At 63.7% G+C, this 18632-nt stretch carries 12 protein-coding genes; 6 read left to right on the top strand and 6 right to left on the bottom strand.

Annotated features, from left to right (window positions below):
• Position 1: 1 nt before the first annotated feature.
• The 6 genes from ACNA1V_RS07750 (at position 2) to hpaA (ACNA1V_RS07725) (ending at position 7473) form a co-directional block, all read left to right on the top strand.
• Positions 2-1489 carry an aldehyde dehydrogenase family protein gene (locus ACNA1V_RS07750; protein WP_415833020.1) on the top strand — a complete coding sequence of 496 codons (1488 nt, stop codon included), beginning with the start codon at positions 2-4 and terminating at the stop codon, positions 1487-1489.
• A gap of 15 nt (positions 1490-1504) precedes the next feature.
• Entirely contained in the window at positions 1505-2989 is a 1485-nt protein-coding gene (gene gabD, locus ACNA1V_RS07745) for an NADP-dependent succinate-semialdehyde dehydrogenase (protein ID WP_415833019.1), read from the top strand.
• Between the two features lie 153 nt (positions 2990-3142).
• Positions 3143-4075, top strand: a complete 933-nt coding sequence (gene hpaA, locus ACNA1V_RS07740; RefSeq protein ID WP_415833018.1) for a 4-hydroxyphenylacetate catabolism regulatory protein HpaA — start codon at positions 3143-3145, stop codon at positions 4073-4075.
• Between the two features lie 190 nt (positions 4076-4265).
• Positions 4266-5852, top strand: coding sequence for a 4-hydroxyphenylacetate 3-monooxygenase, oxygenase component (hpaB, locus tag ACNA1V_RS07735; RefSeq protein ID WP_415833017.1), 1587 nt, complete (start codon positions 4266-4268; stop codon positions 5850-5852).
• A 228-nt stretch (positions 5853-6080) separates the two neighbouring features.
• On the top strand, positions 6081-6506 hold the full coding sequence (gene hpaR / locus ACNA1V_RS07730) for a homoprotocatechuate degradation operon regulator HpaR (protein ID WP_415833016.1): 426 nt from the start codon (positions 6081-6083) through the stop codon (positions 6504-6506).
• 61 nt (positions 6507-6567) lie between these two features.
• Complete coding sequence (gene hpaA / locus ACNA1V_RS07725; protein WP_415833015.1) at positions 6568-7473, top strand: 4-hydroxyphenylacetate catabolism regulatory protein HpaA; 906 nt, start codon at positions 6568-6570, stop codon at positions 7471-7473.
• Here hpaA (ACNA1V_RS07725) and ACNA1V_RS07720 read toward each other — a convergent pair.
• The 6 genes from ACNA1V_RS07720 to ACNA1V_RS07695 all read right to left on the bottom strand — a co-directional run bounded on the left by ACNA1V_RS07720 (position 7448) and on the right by ACNA1V_RS07695 (position 18607).
• On the bottom strand, positions 7448-8407 hold the full coding sequence (locus ACNA1V_RS07720) for a p-hydroxyphenylacetate 3-hydroxylase reductase component (protein ID WP_415833014.1): 960 nt from the start codon (positions 8405-8407) through the stop codon (positions 7448-7450). The genes hpaA (ACNA1V_RS07725) and ACNA1V_RS07720 overlap by 26 nt on opposite strands.
• 169 nt (positions 8408-8576) lie before the next feature.
• Positions 8577-9752: a p-hydroxyphenylacetate 3-hydroxylase oxygenase component gene (locus ACNA1V_RS07715; protein WP_415833013.1), complete on the bottom strand. Its 1176-nt coding sequence runs from the start codon at positions 9750-9752 to the stop codon at positions 8577-8579.
• A 322-nt stretch (positions 9753-10074) separates the two neighbouring features.
• Positions 10075-10290, bottom strand: a complete 216-nt coding sequence (locus tag ACNA1V_RS07710) for a TOBE domain-containing protein (RefSeq protein ID WP_415833012.1) — start codon at positions 10288-10290, stop codon at positions 10075-10077.
• Positions 10291-10391: 101 nt separating this feature from the next.
• Positions 10392-10979 carry an NADPH-dependent FMN reductase gene (ssuE, locus tag ACNA1V_RS07705; RefSeq protein ID WP_415833011.1) on the bottom strand — a complete coding sequence of 196 codons (588 nt, stop codon included), beginning with the start codon at positions 10977-10979 and terminating at the stop codon, positions 10392-10394.
• A gap of 232 nt (positions 10980-11211) precedes the next feature.
• Positions 11212-13548 carry a peptidoglycan glycosyltransferase PbpC gene (gene pbpC, locus ACNA1V_RS07700; RefSeq protein WP_415833010.1) on the bottom strand — a complete coding sequence of 779 codons (2337 nt, stop codon included), beginning with the start codon at positions 13546-13548 and terminating at the stop codon, positions 11212-11214.
• Positions 13549-13648: 100 nt separating this feature from the next.
• Positions 13649-18607, bottom strand: a complete 4959-nt coding sequence (locus ACNA1V_RS07695) for an alpha-2-macroglobulin family protein (protein WP_415833009.1) — start codon at positions 18605-18607, stop codon at positions 13649-13651.
• Positions 18608-18632: the final 25 nt, after the last annotated feature.

Below are 18632 nucleotides of genomic sequence, written 5' to 3'. Positions count from 1 at the left end.
CATGAGCCAAGTTACTCTGCTCCCCGAAGTCGAAGCCTTTCTGGCCCGCCAGCATGGCCATTTCATCGACGGCCAGGCTGCTGCCAGCAACGGCGCGCGCATTGCCGTCATCAACCCGGCCAACGGCCAGGCCGTCGCCAGCATCGCCAGCGCCACGCAAGCGGACATCGACGCCGCCGTGGCATCGTCGCAGCGTGCCTTCCGCGGCGCCTGGGCCAACACCACCCCGGCACAACGTGGCGAACTGCTGCTGCGCATCGCCGACAAACTGCTGGAACACACCGAAGAGCTGGCCCAGCTGGAAACCCTGCAATCGGGCAAGCTGATCAATATTTCGCGTGCCTTCGAAGTCGGCCAGGCCGCCGCCTTCCTGCGCCACTACGCCGGCGCCGCCACGCGCATCACCGGCGAAACCATCAACCCGTCGCTGCCTTCCTTCAACGGCGAGCGCTACACCGCCTTCACACGCCGCGAGCCCCTGGGCGTCGTGGCCGGCATCGTGCCCTGGAATTTCTCCATCATGATCGCCGTCTGGAAGTTCGGCTCGGCCCTGGCCACGGGTTGCACCAGCATCATCAAGCCCAGCGAATTCACGCCGCTCACGCTGCTGCGCGTGGCCGAACTGGCGCGCGAGGCCGGCCTGCCGGACGGCGTGCTGAACGTGCTCAACGGCGGTGGCGATGTCGGCCGCCAGCTCATCGAGCATGACGGCACGGCCAAGGTCAGCTTCACCGGCTCCGTGCCTACCGGCATCGCCGTGGGCCGCACCGCACTGGGAGCCAAGCTGACCCGCTTCACGCTGGAGCTGGGTGGCAAGAATTCGGTCGGTTTCCTCAAGGATGTCGAGGCCGACAAGGCCGTGGCCGGCATCATGGAAGCAGGCTTCCTGCACCAGGGCCAGATCTGCGCCGCGGGCGAGCGCTTCTTCGTGCACCGTTCGCGCCAGGATGAAATCCTGGAGAAGCTCTCCGCCACCCTGAGCACCCTGCGCATCGGCGACCCGCTGGATGACGCCTCGCAATTCGGCCCGCTGTCCAACAAGCCGCACTTCGACAAACTGCTGTCGCTGTTCTCGCAGGCTCGCGCCGAAGGCTGCACCATCGTTCACGGCGCCAAGCCGGTCGATGGCCCGGGCTACTTCGTCGAACCCACCGTGCTGCTGGCCAAGGATGCCAAGGCGGCGCTGCTCAATGAAGAAACCTTCGGCCCCGTGGCGACCTTCCTGCCCTATGATGACGAAGAAGAACTCTTGAGCCTCTTCAATGACACGCCCTACGGTCTGTCGGCCAGCCTCTGGACCAACGATCTGGGCAAGGCCCTGAATTATGTGCCGCGCATCCAGGCCGGCACGGTCTGGGTCAACATGCATACGCTGCTGGACCCCGCCGTGCCGTTCGGCGGCGCCAAGCAGTCCGGCCTGGGCCGCGAATTCGGCTCGGCTTTCATCGACGACTACACGGAACTGAAGTCCGTCATCATCCGGCACTGAGATCAGGATCTGACCATGAGCACCCAACACATTCCCGCCTCACTCGCGCTGAACGACAATCGCCTGCTGCGCACCCAAGCCTATATCGGCGGCCAATGGGTCGATGCCGATAGCGGCAAGACCTTCCCGGTCACCAACCCGGCCGACCTCAGCCTGATCACCAACGTGCCGTCGCTGGGCGAAGCCGAAACCGACCGCGCCATCCAGGCTGCCGAGCAGGCGCTGCCTGCCTGGCGCGCGCTGACGGCCAAGCAGCGCTCCGCGCTGCTGCGCCGCTGGTTCGAACTGATGATGGAAAACCAGGAAGACCTGGCCCGCCTGCTGAGCCTGGAACAAGGCAAGCCGCTGGCGGAAAGCCGTGGCGAAATCGCCTATGGCGCCAGCTTCATCGAATGGTTTGCCGAGGAAGCCAAGCGCATCTATGGCGACATCATCCCGCAAGACCGCTCCGGCCGCCGCTTGCTGGTCGTCAAACAGCCCATCGGCGTAGTCGCGGCCATCACGCCGTGGAACTTCCCCAACGCCATGATTACCCGCAAGGCCGGGCCTGCCCTGGCAGCCGGTTGCACGGTCGTGATCAAGCCGGCTTCCGAAACGCCGCTGTCCGCGCTGGCCCTGGCGGAACTGGCGGCACGTGCCGGCATCCCGGCCGGTGTGGTAAACGTGGTGACGGGTGATGCCCGCGCCATCGGCGGCGCACTGACGCGCAGCCCGATCGTGCGCAAGCTGTCCTTCACCGGCTCCACCGGCATCGGCAAGCTGCTGATGGCGCAAAGCGCCGACACCATGAAGAAGGTCAGCATGGAACTGGGCGGCAATGCGCCGTTCATCGTGTTTGACGACGCCGACCTCGATGCCGCCATCCAGGGCGTGATCGCGTCCAAATTCCGCAACAGCGGCCAGACCTGCGTCTGCACCAACCGCGTGCTGGTGCAGGACGGCGTCTATGACGCCTTCGCAGCCAAGCTGACCGAAGCCGTCAACGCGCTCAAAGTGGCTCCGGCCCAGGAAGCCGGCGCCGAACAAGGCCCGCTGATCAACGCCAAGGCCGTCGTCAAGGTGGAAGAGCACATTGCCGACGCCATCAGCAAGGGCGCCCGTGTCCTGGCCGGCGGCAAGCCGCATGCGCTGGGCGGCACCTTCTTCGAGCCGACCGTGCTGGGCGATGTCACGCCCGACATGCTGGTCGCGCGCGACGAAACCTTCGGCCCGCTGGCGCCGATCTTCCGTTTCAGCACCGAAGCCGAGGCCATTCACATGGCCAACGATACCGAATTCGGCCTGGCCTCCTACCTCTTCACCCGCGACCTGGGCCGCGCCTGGCGCGTCAGCGAAGCGCTGGAATACGGCATGGTGGGTGTCAACGAAGGCATCATCTCCACCGAGATCGCGCCCTTCGGCGGCATCAAGGAATCGGGCATGGGCCGTGAAGGCTCGAAGTACGGCATCGAAGACTACCTCGAACTGAAGTACGTCTGCATGGGCGGCATCGGCGCCTGAGCCCCAGGCCCACCATGCCATGCCCGGCCCATGGCGCAGCATTCCTGCCTGCGCCATGGGCCAGCCGCCGCATCCGGCCGGCCGCACGGCCAGATGGCCAGATGGCCACATGGCAAGCACTCCGATTGACCCAAGATTTAGGCAATTCCCTCATTGACGAGCACTCCCTGGAAAACCGCGTCCATTCCTTTCCTGGACCTGAGCCCCGTCCATGACCAGCGTTATGCCGACGCCGACTTTCACTGCGACGCGCACGGACGGCTCAGCGCCTACTTCGGACGCAGCGTACCGGTGCACCGGCATGACCGCTTTTTCCAGATTCACTGCATTTTCAACGGCCAGGTTCACCTCTACCTGGATGACCAGCAGTACCGCCTGCCCGGCCCCGTCTGCTTCTTCACGCCACCGGGCATTCCCCATGCCTTCGTCACGGATGCCGATAGCGAAGGCATTACCCTGACGATTCTGCAGCAGCGTGTCTGGCCGCTGTTTCAGGGCGAAGCGGAACTCAGCCTGGCCCTGGGCCAGCCTTTATGTGTCGATCTGGCGCCGCATCAGGCCCACGAACACGATACGGGGCATGCCCTGCTACGCCTGTTCCATCAAACCCAGGCCGAATTTCATGCCGTGCATCCGGGACGGGACGGCAACCTGATGGCCTTGCTGCGCCTGATCATCGCCACGCTGCTGCGGCTCGGGGCTGCTGCGCCTGCGCGACGGCCGGTCGCGCCCACCGAACTGCAGCTATTCCATCGGTTCAATCAACTGGTCGTGGCGCACTGCGTGGATAACTGGCCGCTGCAACGCTATGCCGAACAACTGGGGCTCACCACGGCACGGCTGAACCTGATCTGCCGCCGCCTGGCAGATATGTCATCCAAGCAGATCATCGCTGAACGTCAGTTGCAGGAAGCCAAGCGGCTGCTGCTGCACAGCCATCAGTCTGTCAGCCAGATTTGTTTTGCGCTGGGATTCCAGGACCCGGCCTATTTTTCGCGCTTTTTCAGCCTGCGTACCGGCATGCCGCCGGTGCGCTACCGGCAGCTGGGTGCCACGCCCGATACCTTGCGAAAAATCCAAGCTTAACGACGAAAGCTGCATTCCACTGCGGCGGCAGTGTTCCTACCATGTCGGTTCCATGCATGGCTTGCCCAGGCTGCCCGCCTGGCGCCGGCAGGCTCTGTGGCCCTGGGCCTGGTTGCCTGCGCCCTGGCCTGCCCCCTCCGGCGCCCGGCCATGCCTAAGACACCCCCATACAGGAATGGAGACACCCAGCATGTATCCCGAAAGCTACCGCAGCAATGCCCAGCGCCCGCTGACCGGCGCAGAATACCTCGCCAGCCTGCGCGACGGCCGCGACATCTACATTTACGGTGATCGCGTCGAAGATGTCACCACCCATCCGGCATTCCGCAACGCTGCCGCTTCGGTGGCACGCCTGTATGACGCCCTGCACGATCCCGCCACCAAAGACGAACTGTGCTGGCCAACCGATACCGGCAACGGCGGCTATACCCACAAGTTCTTCACCATCCCGCGCACCCAGGATGAGCTGCGCGCGCAGCGCGATGCCATCGCCGCCTGGTCGCGCCTGTCCTATGGCTGGATGGGCCGCACCCCAGACTACAAGGCCGCCTTCGGCCAGGCACTGGGCGCCAATCCCGAGTTCTACGGCCGCTTTGCCGATAACGCACGCCACTGGTACCGCCGCATCCAGGAATCCGTGCTGTATCTCAACCACGCCATCGTCAATCCGCCCATAGACCGCAACCTGCCCAGCGATCAGGTCAGCGATGTCTTCATGCGTATCGTGGAAGAAAATGACAAAGGTATCGTGGTCAGTGGTGCCAAAGTCGTTGCCACCAATTCCGCACTCACGCACTACAACTTCATCGGCTTCGGTTCGGCGCAAGTCATGGGCGACAACACCGATTTCGCCGTCATGTTCCTGGCACCAATGAACGCCAAAGGCGTCAAGCTGATCTGCCGCCCGTCCTACGAACTGCAGGCCGGACTGACCGGCGGCGCATTCGAGTACCCGCTGTCGAGCCGCTTCGACGAGAACGACGCCATCCTGATCCTCGACCACGTCTTTGTCCCCTGGGAAGATGTCCTGGTGCACCGCGACTATGAACGCTGCCGCAGTTTTGCCAGCCAGGGTGGCTTTGGCCGCATCTATCCCATGCAGGGCTGCACCCGGCTAGCCGTGAAGCTGGACTTCATCAGCGGACTGCTGGTCAAGGCGCTGGAATGCACCGGCACGCTGGAGTTTCGCGGCGTCGCGGCCCAGGTCGGTGAAGTCATCTCCTGGCGCAATCTGTTCTGGTCGCTGACCGACGCCATGCATGGCGCAGCCGAGCGCCAGGACAACTGGAGCACCCCTGCCCTGCTGCCCAGCAACCAGGCCATGCAGACCTACCGCGTCATGGCGCCGACCGCCTACCCGGCCATCAAGAAAATCATCGAGCAGACGGTCGCCAGCGGGCTGATCTACCTGCCTTCAGGTGCCCGTGACCTGGCCAACCCGGAACTGGACAAATATCTGTCGGTGTATTGCCGTGGCTCGGGCGGCATGGATCACGTGCAACGCATCAAGATCCTCAAGCTGATGTGGGATGCCATTGGCAGCGAGTTCGGCGGCCGCCACGAACTGTACGAGATCAACTACGCCGGCAACCAGGACGATATCCGCCTGCAGACGCTGGGATATGCCAAGAACTCGGGCAAACTGGCCACCATGGTCGATCTGGTGGATCAATGCCTGTCCGAATACGACCAGCATGGCTGGACTGTCCCTCACCTGCACAACTCGGACGACGTCAACGCGCTGGACCGCATCCGCCAGACGACGGGACGGGCCTGAAAACCAGCGGGAACTCTTCCCTACGCCGGCGCAAAATCCGTCATAATCGGATATTCACCGCCGCACCTGGCTGACAGAAACGCATTCTGCGAAAACCATATGGCCAGGCGGTATCACGGTGCCCAGGAGACTGTCCCCACCACGGGCCAGCACCGGTCCGCGCAACAGTGCCCGGGCCGGTCACATCCGCCTGCCTTCCGGCAGGGGCGCCCCTTCCGCTGATCTCCCATGTCTATCATCACCCGTCCGTTTCTTACCCTCTCATTGCTGCAGGCCCGTGAAGCATCCATGCAGTTTTTCCGGCCCTCGCTCAACCGGCACAACCTCACCGAACAGCAATGGCGCATCCTGCGCACGCTGGAACAGCACGGCGATATGGAAAGCCACCAGCTGGCCGACCTGGTCTGTATTCTCAAGCCCAGCATGACCGGCATCCTGAACCGCATGGAGCGCGATGGCCTGGTCAGCAAACGCAAGGCCGAGCACGACCAGCGACGCATTTATGTCAGCATCACGGACAACGGCAGCAACATCTACCAGCGCATGACGCAGGAGGTCGAGCAAAACCACAAAAGGCTGCAACAGCAATTCGGCAAAGACAAACTGGACCAGTTGCTGAACCTGCTCGACGAACTCAAGCAAATCAAACCGTGAAGCGTCTATGCCGGCCGCACCGGGCATGCATGGCCCGCCGGATTCCGGCAGCGTTCGCCGCATGAATATCCCGACCGGACAACCCATCCCCAATCTCGGCATCGGCCACTTGGCCGGGGCCGAACATGCTGAGGCGGATGTCCATTACGCCGAACTGGATACCCTGGCCAACCGGCTGGGCCGCAGTATGTCTGTCCACCGGCATGACCGCTATTTCCAGGTGCATTACGTAGCCAGCGGTGCGGTACGCGTCCATATGGATGAAAGCCTGTACCGCCTGGACGGGCCGATGATTTTCCTGACGCCGCCCGCCTTCGCCCATGCCTTCGTCACTGAAGACCATGCCAGCGGCCATGTCCTGACCGTCCGGCAACCTATCATTACCGATTTGCTGAACGCGGAGCCCGGCCTGGTGCATGGTCAATCCATCGCCCCCATCTGCCTGTCCATAGACGCGCTGGATGCACGCCACCGCGAAGAAATCCACGGGCTGACCCAGCTGTTCGAACGTCTGCGCGTGGAGTTCCAGGCGCGCCATCCGGCACGCGCCCAGGCCCTGCGCCTGCTGGCGCAGCTGACCTTCATCAGCCTGTTGCGGCTGGCGCCGGCGTCCATGCCTGCACCGCCGGCGCGCAAAGACGACCTGGCCTTGTTTCGCGCCTTCAACACCTTGCTGGAAGAGCATTTCCTGCAACACTGGCCGATTGCGCGCTACTGCGAATTGCTCAATGTCAGCGACCTGCGCCTGAATGAAACCTGCCGGCGCGTGGCCGGCTACTCATCCAAGCAGTTGGCCAATGAAAGGCTGCTGCAGGAATCCAAACGGCTGCTGATTTTCACCAATCATCCGGTGGCCGAAATCGCCCATTTGCTGGGCTTCAAGGATCCTGCGTATTTCAGCCGTTTTTTCCATCGTCTGGCGGGCCAGCCGCCAGGCGCATTCAGGACTGAGGCTGGGAGTCGATAACCGCAGCCAGCACCGTGCGGAACGCATGCATTTGCGCCGGGCTGAAACGGCCGAATACCCGCTCCTGCTGCGCCTGAGCCACTTCCCAGACCGCCTTGGCTTCGGCCGCACCGGCCTCCGTCAGCAACACGCCGTCCGCAGCATCCTGCACCAGGCCACGCTCGCGCAACAAGGCCAGGGCGCCGTCGATCTCGCGCGCCGGCATATCGGCTTCGCGTACCAGTGCGCCCAGGCTCAAGGGCTGAGCCGGATCCAGCACCATCAGCAGGCGGGCTTCGCCAGCACGCCAGCCGGTCTTGAGCTGTTCCGGTTGATAATCTTCCTGATAGCGACGCACGGCCTGGGTCATCAGGTAATAGTAGTTGTCACGCAGGCGTGACTGATAGCCGCTGGGCAACTGCGGCGCGGCGTTCTCGCCACGCGCGCCGTGCGGGTGCGGCAACACCATGGAATAAGCGCCCTGGTGATAGAGCAGCGGCGCCTGGCCGCCATCTTCGAATTCCAGCACGCGGCCAATCAGAATCCAGTGGTCGCCGGCATCAACAACCTGATGCTTTTCGCACTGGAAACTGGCGGCGCAACCCTCCAGCAACAAACTGCCGCCATGGCCTTCGCGCAGCGCCACGCCAGCGAATTTATCCGTATTGGGACGGGCAAACTGATTCGACAGCGGGATCTGGTCCGACGCCAGGATATTGACGGCGAAATGACTGGCCTGCTCGAACACCGCGCAGCTGCCCGAACGCTTGTCCAGGCTCCACAGCACCAGGGGCGGGTCCAGCGACACCGAGTTGAAGCTGTTGGCGGTCACGCCCGTGCGTTCGCCGGCGGGCGAAGTGGCCGTGACTATCGTCACGCCCGTGGCAAAGTTGCCCAGCGCGCGGCGCAGGACTCGCGGGTCAACCGAAGTGCCCGTCTGAGTGGCTTGTGTCATATCGTCTCCTTGCCATCCATGGCATGCGGCGCCCGTTGCGGCTGCGCCTCCAAGATGGAAAACGACTGCCTGCGGCAAGCAGGCAGTCCTGGTGCGCCAACCACCGGCCTGTCACACGCCGCCTGGCGGCGGCAGCACGGCCAGGCCGGCCGCGGCGCGGTACATCACATCAGGTCAGGGTAGGATCGGGATCCAGGCCCATCAATTCACGGCCCAGAATCTGAGCGCAGACATCGTAGTCGGTGTAAGCGTGAGCACCCGTCATGTGGCTGTCACGGAACAGACGCTGCATCTCATTGGTTTCGAACCAGGCACCGCCACCAGCCGCCGCGAACAGGCGATCCACGGCTTCAATGCACATCTTCACCGCATAGGCCTGATTGGTACGCCAGAACGTCAGCGTTTCACGCGTCGGGTAGCGCTTGGCAGCGCCGTGCTCGCGGTGCTCTTCCCAGGTCTTTTCCAGCAGCGCGCGCGCCGCAGCCACCTGATGGGTCGATTCGGCCAGGCGCATCAGGGCCGGCACGGAATTGCCCACCGTCGCGCCAGTATAGGCACGCACGCGGGTCTTGGTCTTTTCCTTGAAGGCTTCCAGCATACGCTCGGCCACGCCCAGGCTGATGGCGGAAAAGCCGCTGGCGAAGTACGGACGATACGGCGTATAGAAAATCTTGCTGTCCGGGTACAGACCGAAACCGGCAGACTTGCCTTCCATCATGTCCTTGGCTGCCTGGATACGATGATTGGGCACGAAGGCCTTGTCCACCACCAGGGTCTTGGAGCCGCTGCCACGCATGCCGATGGCGTACCAGTCGTCCAGGATTTCATAATCCTTGCGCGGCAACACGGCGAAACAGTAGATTTTTTCGCCGGCTTCGTTCAAGCGATGGAAGCCCATGATGGCCCATTCGGCGTGATCACAGCCGCTGCTCCAGCCCATGCGACCGCTGAACAGCACGCCGCCTTCGACTTCTTCGATCTTGCCAAAGGGCGCAATGCTGCTGCTGGCCGTCGCGTCAGGGTTTTCGCCCCAGACTTCGTCCTGCAGCTGCTTGGGGAACATGGCCAGCTGGTGATTGTGGGTGCACAGCAGGCTGAACGCCCAGGCGGTGCTGGCGCAAGCGCCGGCCAGGGTCACGATGCACTGGGCGAAATCCGGCAAGGACATTTCCAGGCCACCGTAGGCCTTGGGCAAGAAAGCGCGGTTCAGGCCGATGCCCTTGAGCAGCGCAATGTTTTCAGCCGGTACCTGACGGTCATGTTCAGCCTGGGCCGCACGCGAAGCGATCTCCGGCAGCAGCGCCTTGACCTTCTCCAGCATCGGATTGGAAATTGTGTTTTCCATATCTGTCTCCGTATAAATGGCCGCTGTGGAAAATGGGCGGCCAGGCAAGCCAGGAATATGGAAAACCTTTATATGACAGCTGGTTGCCGCTATCAAACAGGTATCCCTGGCAGATTACGAGGAGATTATAAATATGTTAATGATGCCGCTGGAATGCAATATTCCGGACAATCATTGCACTTTTCCATGAACCGAGGGAAAACCCTCAGTCCTTCCGTCTGCTGCTCAGGCAATTGGTCTGAACCTCATTCCTGCCCCCAGCATAGAACAAAAACCGGCCCGCAAAGCACGCGGGCCGGGGCAGGCAGAAAATAGGCCTGACTTACAGCTTGGCGACCGACACCTCGGTGGCTTTGACAAAGGCCAGCACATCGGTACCGATTTCCAGGCCCAGGTCATGAACAGACCGGGTCGTGATCACCGAGGTGACAATGCCGGCTGGCGTTTCGATTTCCACTTCGGATACGACCGGGCCAAGGATCAAGGCTTTGACCTTGCCACGGAACTGATTACGGGCATTGATGGAAGACACGGACATGGTTTCACTCCTGCGGGAAGAACGGCAAACGCCTGCGGCCGGCAAGCGCCAGGATGCTGCGCACTGCCATGCAGCATGGGTGGGGGAAAATCTATAGCTACTCAGACTGCCAGCTGCAGCTGGCTCGCCAGGTGCCCCAGATCGTAGGAAGGCTGTGGCTCCGGCGCCGGCAACAGCTGGCTGACAGCGGCGATAGCGGCATCCAGGCGTTCCCGGATGCTGTCATCGAACTGCGCCTGGCCGTGCTCATCCACCTTCACCTGGGCCTCGGTCGCGTACACCCCGGCCAGGATATGGCGCGCCCCGAGCGCGGAGAGCACGGGCTTGAGGCTGTACTCCAGCGCCAGCAAGTGCGCAGCGCTGCCGCCGGTGGCCAGGGGCAGCACAATCTTGCCCGCCAGCGCCGTCTGGTCCAGCAGATCCAGCAAGGCCTTGAGCCCGCCCGCGAACGACGCCTTGTAAACCGGTGTGGCGATCAGCACGACACGGGCCGGCGCGACGCGCTGGCGTAACCGGAGTGCATCCTGCCCGGCATAATTCCCATGCACGAGATCTTCCGCGCTGATGTCGCGCAAGCTCAGGCTATCCACAGCACCATGCTGCTGCGCCAGCGCCTGCGCGGTATAACGCAACAAGGCATTTGAACGTGAGCGGGCCGAGGGGCTGCCCGCTATCGCGATGATAGACATAACGGCGTAAGACCTTATTCCACAACAAAATCGGAAAAGCCAGGCCACACCGGAAGGCCATCCCGGGCAACAAGGCGAAGCACCATGCTACCCAGACCCCGCGAAAAATCGAACGACGCTTTTCCTATTTTCTAATGCCCTGCCCAGGCAGACAGGCCGGCCTGCCATCCCGACAGCCTCGCGTCCCGCTGCCCCCCATCAGGCCGTCAGCAAGCGTTGACGGCCAGCGCCGCTACTCGACAACTTCGAAACTCACGCTAGCCGTCTGCCCAGCCTCGTCCAGCAGGCTGATCCGGTAGCGGCCGGGCCGCTGCAGGACCACTTTCAGCAGCCCGGCAAGCTCCTGTTCCGGCATCGGATTCCCGTTCATATACCACCAGCGCTGGCCACTGCCCCCCAGGACGCTCAGGTTCAAGGTCACGGGCGCGCGGCTGCGCGCGGGACGACGCAGGCGATCCCCCTCCCGCACGCCCAGAATCACCAGCGGCGTCCCCGTCTCCAGCGCCGGCGGCGGGCAGGCCTGATCCACGGCGGGCAAGCGCGCCAGCAAGCGCTCCTGGCGCGGCAGCCAAGGCTCCAGCGGCAAGGGCCAGGCCACCATGCGAGCAGGCTGCGCACCCGGGCAATCTGCCGCCACCCGCCGCCCTGAAGGCGCAAGCCAGTAATCCAGCAGCAGGCCCGTACCCGGCCGCTGATCCCCAGCCAGCAAGGTCGGCGGCGTCACACCATCGAGCACCCAGGCCTGCCGCACCTGCCGGCAATCCGGGCTGCCTTCGGGCATGGGCTGCCCCAGGGGCCAGCAAATACGCGCCACCCCCACGGCCGGCGGCGCGGCCGCCGCCATCTGGCGCGCCAGGCTCGCTCCCTCGCGATGCGCCAACCGGTGTACCTGGAACAACAGGGGCGCAGCCGCTGCCTGCCCGAACTGCCCGGCCACCGGGGCGCCATCCGGCCGCCCGACCCACACGCCGATCAGATAGCGCGGCCCCACGCCAACAGCCCAGGCATCGCGAAAGCCGTAACTGGTCCCGGTTTTCCAGGCCAGGGCATTGGCATCGACAGGCGCTTGATCCGGCGCCAGGCGGCCGCTCAGTACCTGCCGGGTAATCCAGGCCGCGCCGGGCGATACCAGGCGGTGTTCGCGCAAGGGCTCATCGGCAGCAAAGCGCGGCGCCGCCATGCGGCCACCGCGGGCATAGATGCTGTACGCCGCCACCAGCTGCTCCAACGAACTGCCCGCTCCGCCCAGAATCAGCGACAGATTCGGCACGGCCTGCGCCGGCAAACGCAAAGGCAGCCCGGCTTCCCGTAACTCCCCGGCAAAACGGGCCGGCCCGTAAGCCTCCAGCAGCTGCACCGATGGCAGATTCAGTGACCGCGACAAGGCCTCTGCCGCCGACACGGGACCGGAAAAATCCGCGGCAAAATTCTGCGGACGATATTCGCCGTAATGGCGCGGTACATCCTGCAGCAAGGACGACGAGTGAATCAGGCCCTCATCCAGGGCCATCGAAAACAAAAAGGGTTTCAAGGTCGAACCCGGTGAACGCGTCGCCGTCACCATATCCACCTGGCCATTGCGCGCCACATCCAGAAAATCCACCGATCCTGCATAGGCACGCACGGCCATGGTGTCATGCTCGATCACCAGCACTGCCGCCGACACCCGTGGCGGCAACGAGGCCTTCCAGCGCTGCATGGCCTGCTCGATACGCAATTGCAGCATGCCGTCTATGGTGGTGCGTATGACCGGCGCGGCGCCCGGCTGCTGCACGAGCCGGCGTGCCAGCAGTGGCGCCGCCTGAGGCCTGGGCAGGAAAAACAGATAGACGGGCTCTGCCAGCGCTTCATCGACCTGGGCCTGGCTCCAGATGCCCTGCTCGGCCATGCGTTGCAGAACCTTGTCGCGCGCCTGCCTTGCCAGCTCGGGATGGCGGTCAGGCCGCAAGCGGCTGGGCGCCTGCGGCAAAACGGCCAGCAGCGCGGCCTCGGCCCGGCTCAAATCCGCCGGGGACTTGCCTAGATACGTCCAGCTGGCCGCCGCGACCCCTTCCAGCACGCCGCCAAAGGGCGCACGGTTCAGGTACAGCTCAAGAATCTCTTCCTTGGAAAAATGCCACTCGAGCTGTAGCGTGCGCCAGACCTGGCGCAGCTTTCCGGATAGGGTACGGGGATGCGGATCCAGCAAGCGCGCCACTTGCATGGAAATCGTGCTGCCGCCCGACACCACCCGCCCATACCGCAGATTCAACCAGCCCGCGCGCCCCAATGCCACCGGATTGATGCCAGGATGCTGCCAGAACCAGCGGTCTTCATACGCCAGCAAGGCCTCGACATAATAGGGAGAAATGTCTTCCCGCGTGGCGGCATAACGCCACACCCCGTCGGCATCGGCAAAGCGCCAAAGCGGTGTGCCATCCTCGGCCAGCACCACTCGTGCCGTTTCAGCCGACGGCAAGGGCAAGGGGAAACAGCGATCAGCCAGCCAGAGCAGGCCGGCCACCAACAGCAGGCCGGCCGCCAGCCAGCCACCACGACGCCACCAACGGCCTGTCAGTGCAAGCTTCACCGTGCAGCCATCCGCCCAAACCGGCGGCGGCCGCACCGCCCCTCAGACGGCCAATCCGCCAGCGCCCCGGCTGCTGCTGCCTTCATGCCATGCCAACCGGTCAGGGCTTGATGGTCATACGCCCCGGCGCTGCCCCCAGGCCATTGCGCGAAGGCGTGTACATCGACTCGACAAAGGGTGGCGGCACCAGATAGGTGCCCGGCGTCACCGCGCGCGCCAGATACAGCAGCTTGGTATTGCTGTTCTGGAACAGCGGCAAGGCAGCCACATAGCGATCATCGCGGTATTCCTGATGCGTAATGCGCGTCTGCATCGCTGCTTGCCAGAGATCACTGACCTGCCCGCCCGCCTGTTCAAGACTGGCGGACGCGTTCGCCAGATTCTGGTTTTCCGGCTCCAGCCCGGCGGGCAGCAGATCCACCACCAGGGCATCAGGCACGTAAACATCCGCACGCACGGTGATAGACACCAGAATCAATTCCCCGCTGCGTACATTGGCCAGATTAATCGGCCGGCCTTCCATATCCAGGTACTGACGCTGGATGGCGATCCCGTTGTTCTGCGCCTGCGGCACCGTGTTCGGATAGCCACGCAGCGTCAGGCTGGCGTACAGCTCGGTCTGCCCGTCATTGCGCAGCGTCAGCGAGTTTCCAGCCAGATCGGCCGCCGGCACCATGATGCCGCGCGCCCGATCCGAAGAAATCGTCTCGCTGGTGCTGCCCGCTTCCCAGGTTGCCGTCCAGCGCGGCTGGGCCGATTGATCCAGGCGCACCGCTGCCAGCAGCAGCGCCGCACGCTCCTGCGTCGAAAGCCAGCGCTTGGCGTGCATCAGTTCCGCCACCGACAGCAACAATTGATTGCGCTCTGCAGGCAAGGCATCTTCTTCCAGCATCAATTGCAGGATGGCGGCGCTATCGCGCAGCTGGCTGCCATAATCGTTCAGCCAATAATTGTCCGGACGCTGCTTGCCCAGGGCTTCGCGCAAAGCGGTTTCACCGCGCTTGCCGTCACCCATGGCAATCAATGCCAGCCCCAGATGCGCCAGGGGCAGGCCCGACAGGGACACATCCCGCCGCTCGAACAAAGCGCGCAACCCGGCCAGCGGCACCTGCTTGCTGCGTGCCAATACCGACCCGGCATAGGCGCGCACGGCGAAGATGGCATGAGCGGGTCGTTCCGAAACAAAATCCAGGCCGACATTGCCATCCGTCAGATAGGATTGCAGTTTGCGGGTCGCCTGCTCCAGCGCATCGGCCGGCACCGCATGACCCTGGGCCTTGGCGCGCAGCAGGAAGTCGGTCGCATAGACCGTCACCCAATGCGCTTCCGGCGATTCCCCGCTCCACAGGCCGAACGATCCATCTGCCCGCTGCATGGACAACAGGCGCTGGATACCGATATCCACCGATTTGCGGCGCTGCTCGTCTGCTTCGCCCTGTACCCCCAGGCGCTTGAGCGCAGCCTGATCGAGATACAACGAGGCATACAAGCCGCTGACCGTCTGCTCGGTGCATCCATACGGATAGGCAATCAGCTCACCGATCTGCTCGGCCACGTTCAATGGCGGCTGCGAGGAAATATCCAGCACGGCCTGCAGGCCGCCCTCCTGCCAGCCACCCTCCATATCAGCGGGCAAGGTCCAGGCCTCGCCTGCGACCGGAATCACCGTCCGGAACCGGCGCGTCTGCGCCGGCACGGCCGGACGGATGCCGATCTGCCAATCGCGCGTCAGCGTACTGTCGGCGGCATCCGGTAGTTTCAGGCCACTGACCTTGACCGTAATCGTGCCCTGGCCGAAACCACCCACGGCCTTGATAGGCAAATCCAGCGTCCGTTTGGCGCCATTTTCCAGCTTGAGCCGGGTGCCCTTGGCACGTTCGGCATCTGCCGCCAGCGAACCGGTGAATGTCAGGCTGACATCCAGGTCCTGGGCCGCGCCGGACAGATTGTGCAAATCCAGCGCCAGTGTCGTGCGATCGCCGCCCGCCAGGAAACGCGGCGCGGCCAGTTCAGCCACCAAAGGCGCGGACACAATCGTTGCGGCCTCGCCCGAGCCATAGGAAGCGTCGTTCCAGACCTGGGCCATGACACGCAATTCGCCATTGAAATCCGGGACATCCACATTGACATCCACATAACCCTCGGCATTGGTCACGACCGGCGCGGCCAGCAGCGACACCAGCCGGACGGTGGTCAAAGGCGGCAGGCCGCCGGGCGTGGAAGAGGCATCGCCGCCAAATGCCAGCGAGGCCTGACGGAAATTACCGCCTTCGATCAAACGGCCATAGATATCCATCTGATCGACACCGTAGCGCTTGCGGCCAAAGAATGCCGTGTAGGGATCCGGCGTCTTGAACTCGGTGATATTGAGGATACCCACATCCACGGCGGACAGCAGCACATGGGTATTGGCGACCGGCTTGCCCTGTTCGTCCTTGACCTGCACGCGTGTGCTCAGCGTGCGTTCGGGACGCATCTGCGCCGGCGCGTCCAGCGTCACGCTCAGCTTGCGGTCTTCGCGCGACAGCGGCAGATACAACACCCCAACGGCGCGCTTGGGTGTCTGCAGGGTTTTCCGTTCGCCAGGGCGCACGACCAGCGCACTGATATACAAATCATGGCGATCCCATTCACGTGCCACGGGAATGTCGAATACCTTGCCTTCAGCCGGTACATCTATGGCCTGCCACCACAGCGGGCCTTCGGACGACTCCACCAGCAGGTAGCCGCTGCCGGCCACGGGTGGCGCCACCGTGACCTTCGCCACCTCACCGGCGCGATAGGCGGCTTTGTCCAGCGTCAGTGCCACCTGGTCGGGACGCACCACCCCCAGGCCTTCGCCCGTATCCTGCCAGCGGTAGCCCGCCCAGAAACGTTCGCTGGAAACCAGGCCCGTCACCGGGTCTTCCACTTCCACCCGGTAGGGCCCCCACTCTACCAGGAAGCCTATCTGGGCCGCCTGGCCTGCGGCCACATCCAACTTGCGTTCATCAACGACAAAATGTTTTTCGTCATAGCGATAGCCCCAGCCATCGCTGCCGCCGTAGGTCCAGTAGTAGTCCCGGCGCTCGCGCACCAGACGCACGATCAGATCCTTGCCCGCCAGGCGCTTGCCCTCCCGGTCAGCCAGGACAACGCTGAACTCCGCCAGGCTGTCCATGTCCACACTGTCATCACTATCTGCATTGATGATCCGCACGCCCGGCAGCTGATCCGCCGGCCAGACTGCAACCGACTGACGCCGCGTCACCGGGCGGCCGCCGGTTTCCTGGACGCTGGCCTGCAGGGTCACCTGCAAGGGCGAACGGGCCTCGCGCCACAGGGAGGGCTGGGAAATGACAGAGGTGCCATCATCGTCCAGCACCGAAGGTTCCAGCTCGATCGTCTGGGTCAGGCCGGTTTCATCAACACGGCCAAAGTGATACCCCGGCAAGGCCGCCACGGCCTCGCGCAGGGGAGCTACATAGATCTGCCCGGACAGGCGATTGCCGCCAGCAGGCGCACCATACAGATAGCGCGCCTCGATGCCGAAATCGACTTCATCGGCTGGCTGCAGGAGATCCGCCGGCTCTTCCAAGGCCAGGCTGATACGCTCCGGCATGAAATCCTCGACATGGAAGGTGTAGGTATGCAGCTCCTCGTTACCGGTACGCGCCTGCACCGTCCACAAGCCCGCCTGGACATCCGAGGGCAAGGCCAGATCACGCTGGTACAGACCGCCGCTGTCGGCGGTCCAGGTAAAGCGCAGGCGCACATTGCCGTCCGGCTGCATGACTTCGACCGCCACCGGTTGCGCTGGCACCGGCTTGCCATCCGCATTGCGCAGCAAGGCATTGATCGGCACCGTCTCCCCAGGGCGATACAGGTCGCGCGGACCGAACATGAAGAAGTTCAGGCTGCCGGCAGGCGGACCCTGCACCTTGAATTCGGACAGATCCAGCACGGAGGTCGCCAGACGCAGCAAAGTGGTCTGGCCGTCACGGTGAGCCATGACCAGGCGGGCTTCCTCTTTCTGCGGCAATTCCAGCATGCCATGACTATCGGTACGGCCGCTGGCCAGTACCTTGCCATCCTTGTCATGCACCGAGACATCCACGCCCGATTGCGCTTTGCCGCCGGCCAGCGCCTGGGTGAGCACCAGCATACGATCCTGGTAGCGGCGCACCGACAGGCCGATATCACTCAGGCTGAACAGCGTAACCGGCAAGGAATACTGATAGCTGCCCGCCTGCTGCATCACGGCGAAATAGACGCCAGGCTGCTTGAGCGGCTCGATATTGCCGAGCGGCAGCAACACGGTTTCGCGAATATTGGGCTTGGTATTCAGATCGAAGCGGCCCGAATACACCAGGTCGGCACTTTTGGTCAGGCTATTCGCGTCCCAGATATCCATGCCGCCGCGCACACCGCCATACTCCAGCACCGACACCAGGTCTTCCGGATGAACCCGGAAGAAATCGACATTCACCTTGTCCACGTTCAGCGCCATCACAGGCAAGCCATCGACCAGCTCAGTCGGCAACAGCGAACCGCTGGAAGCAAACCCCACTACCGGGTCGGCATCGCGCGTCTTGATCTGCTGCGTGTTGTCGTGCTCCAGGCGCGTCCCGCCCAGACTGGACAGCCCGGACGCCACCGTGACATCCAGGGTACGGCGTGGCGCCAAAGGCCCCAGCGTGGCCGTCATCAGGTTGTGGGAAAGGTTCCAGGCGCCATCGACCTTGCCGCTGTTCTGATCTACGACGCTCAGATAGTTCGCCAGCTTCTGCTGCGGATCCAGCGGCACGGAAAATGTCACCGACAGCGTTGCGCCGCCATCCTGCTGGATTTCAGAGATATCCAGCACCTCCAGCTTGCGCCCGGCATAGACGCGTGCCAGTTCGGCGCGTTCTTCTGCCGTCAGGGCACCTTTCTGCGCCGGGGCAGCGCCAGCAGCCGTCGTGGGCGCGGCGTCGGCCGCCGCACTGGCCGGCGCCGACGGCGCACTGCTCTCGGGCGTACGGTCGCAAGCGGCCAGAATCAATAACGACAGGGCTACAGCAAGCGTCCTGAGCGACATGGCGGGCAATTCCAGAAAAAGAAGG

The sequence above is a fragment of the Kerstersia similis genome (assembly GCF_965139615.1).
GTDB lineage: Bacteria > Pseudomonadota > Gammaproteobacteria > Burkholderiales > Burkholderiaceae_B > Kerstersia > Kerstersia similis.
Note: the sequence above shows the minus strand (reverse complement) of the source record. Positions and strands in the feature narration are given on the sequence as shown.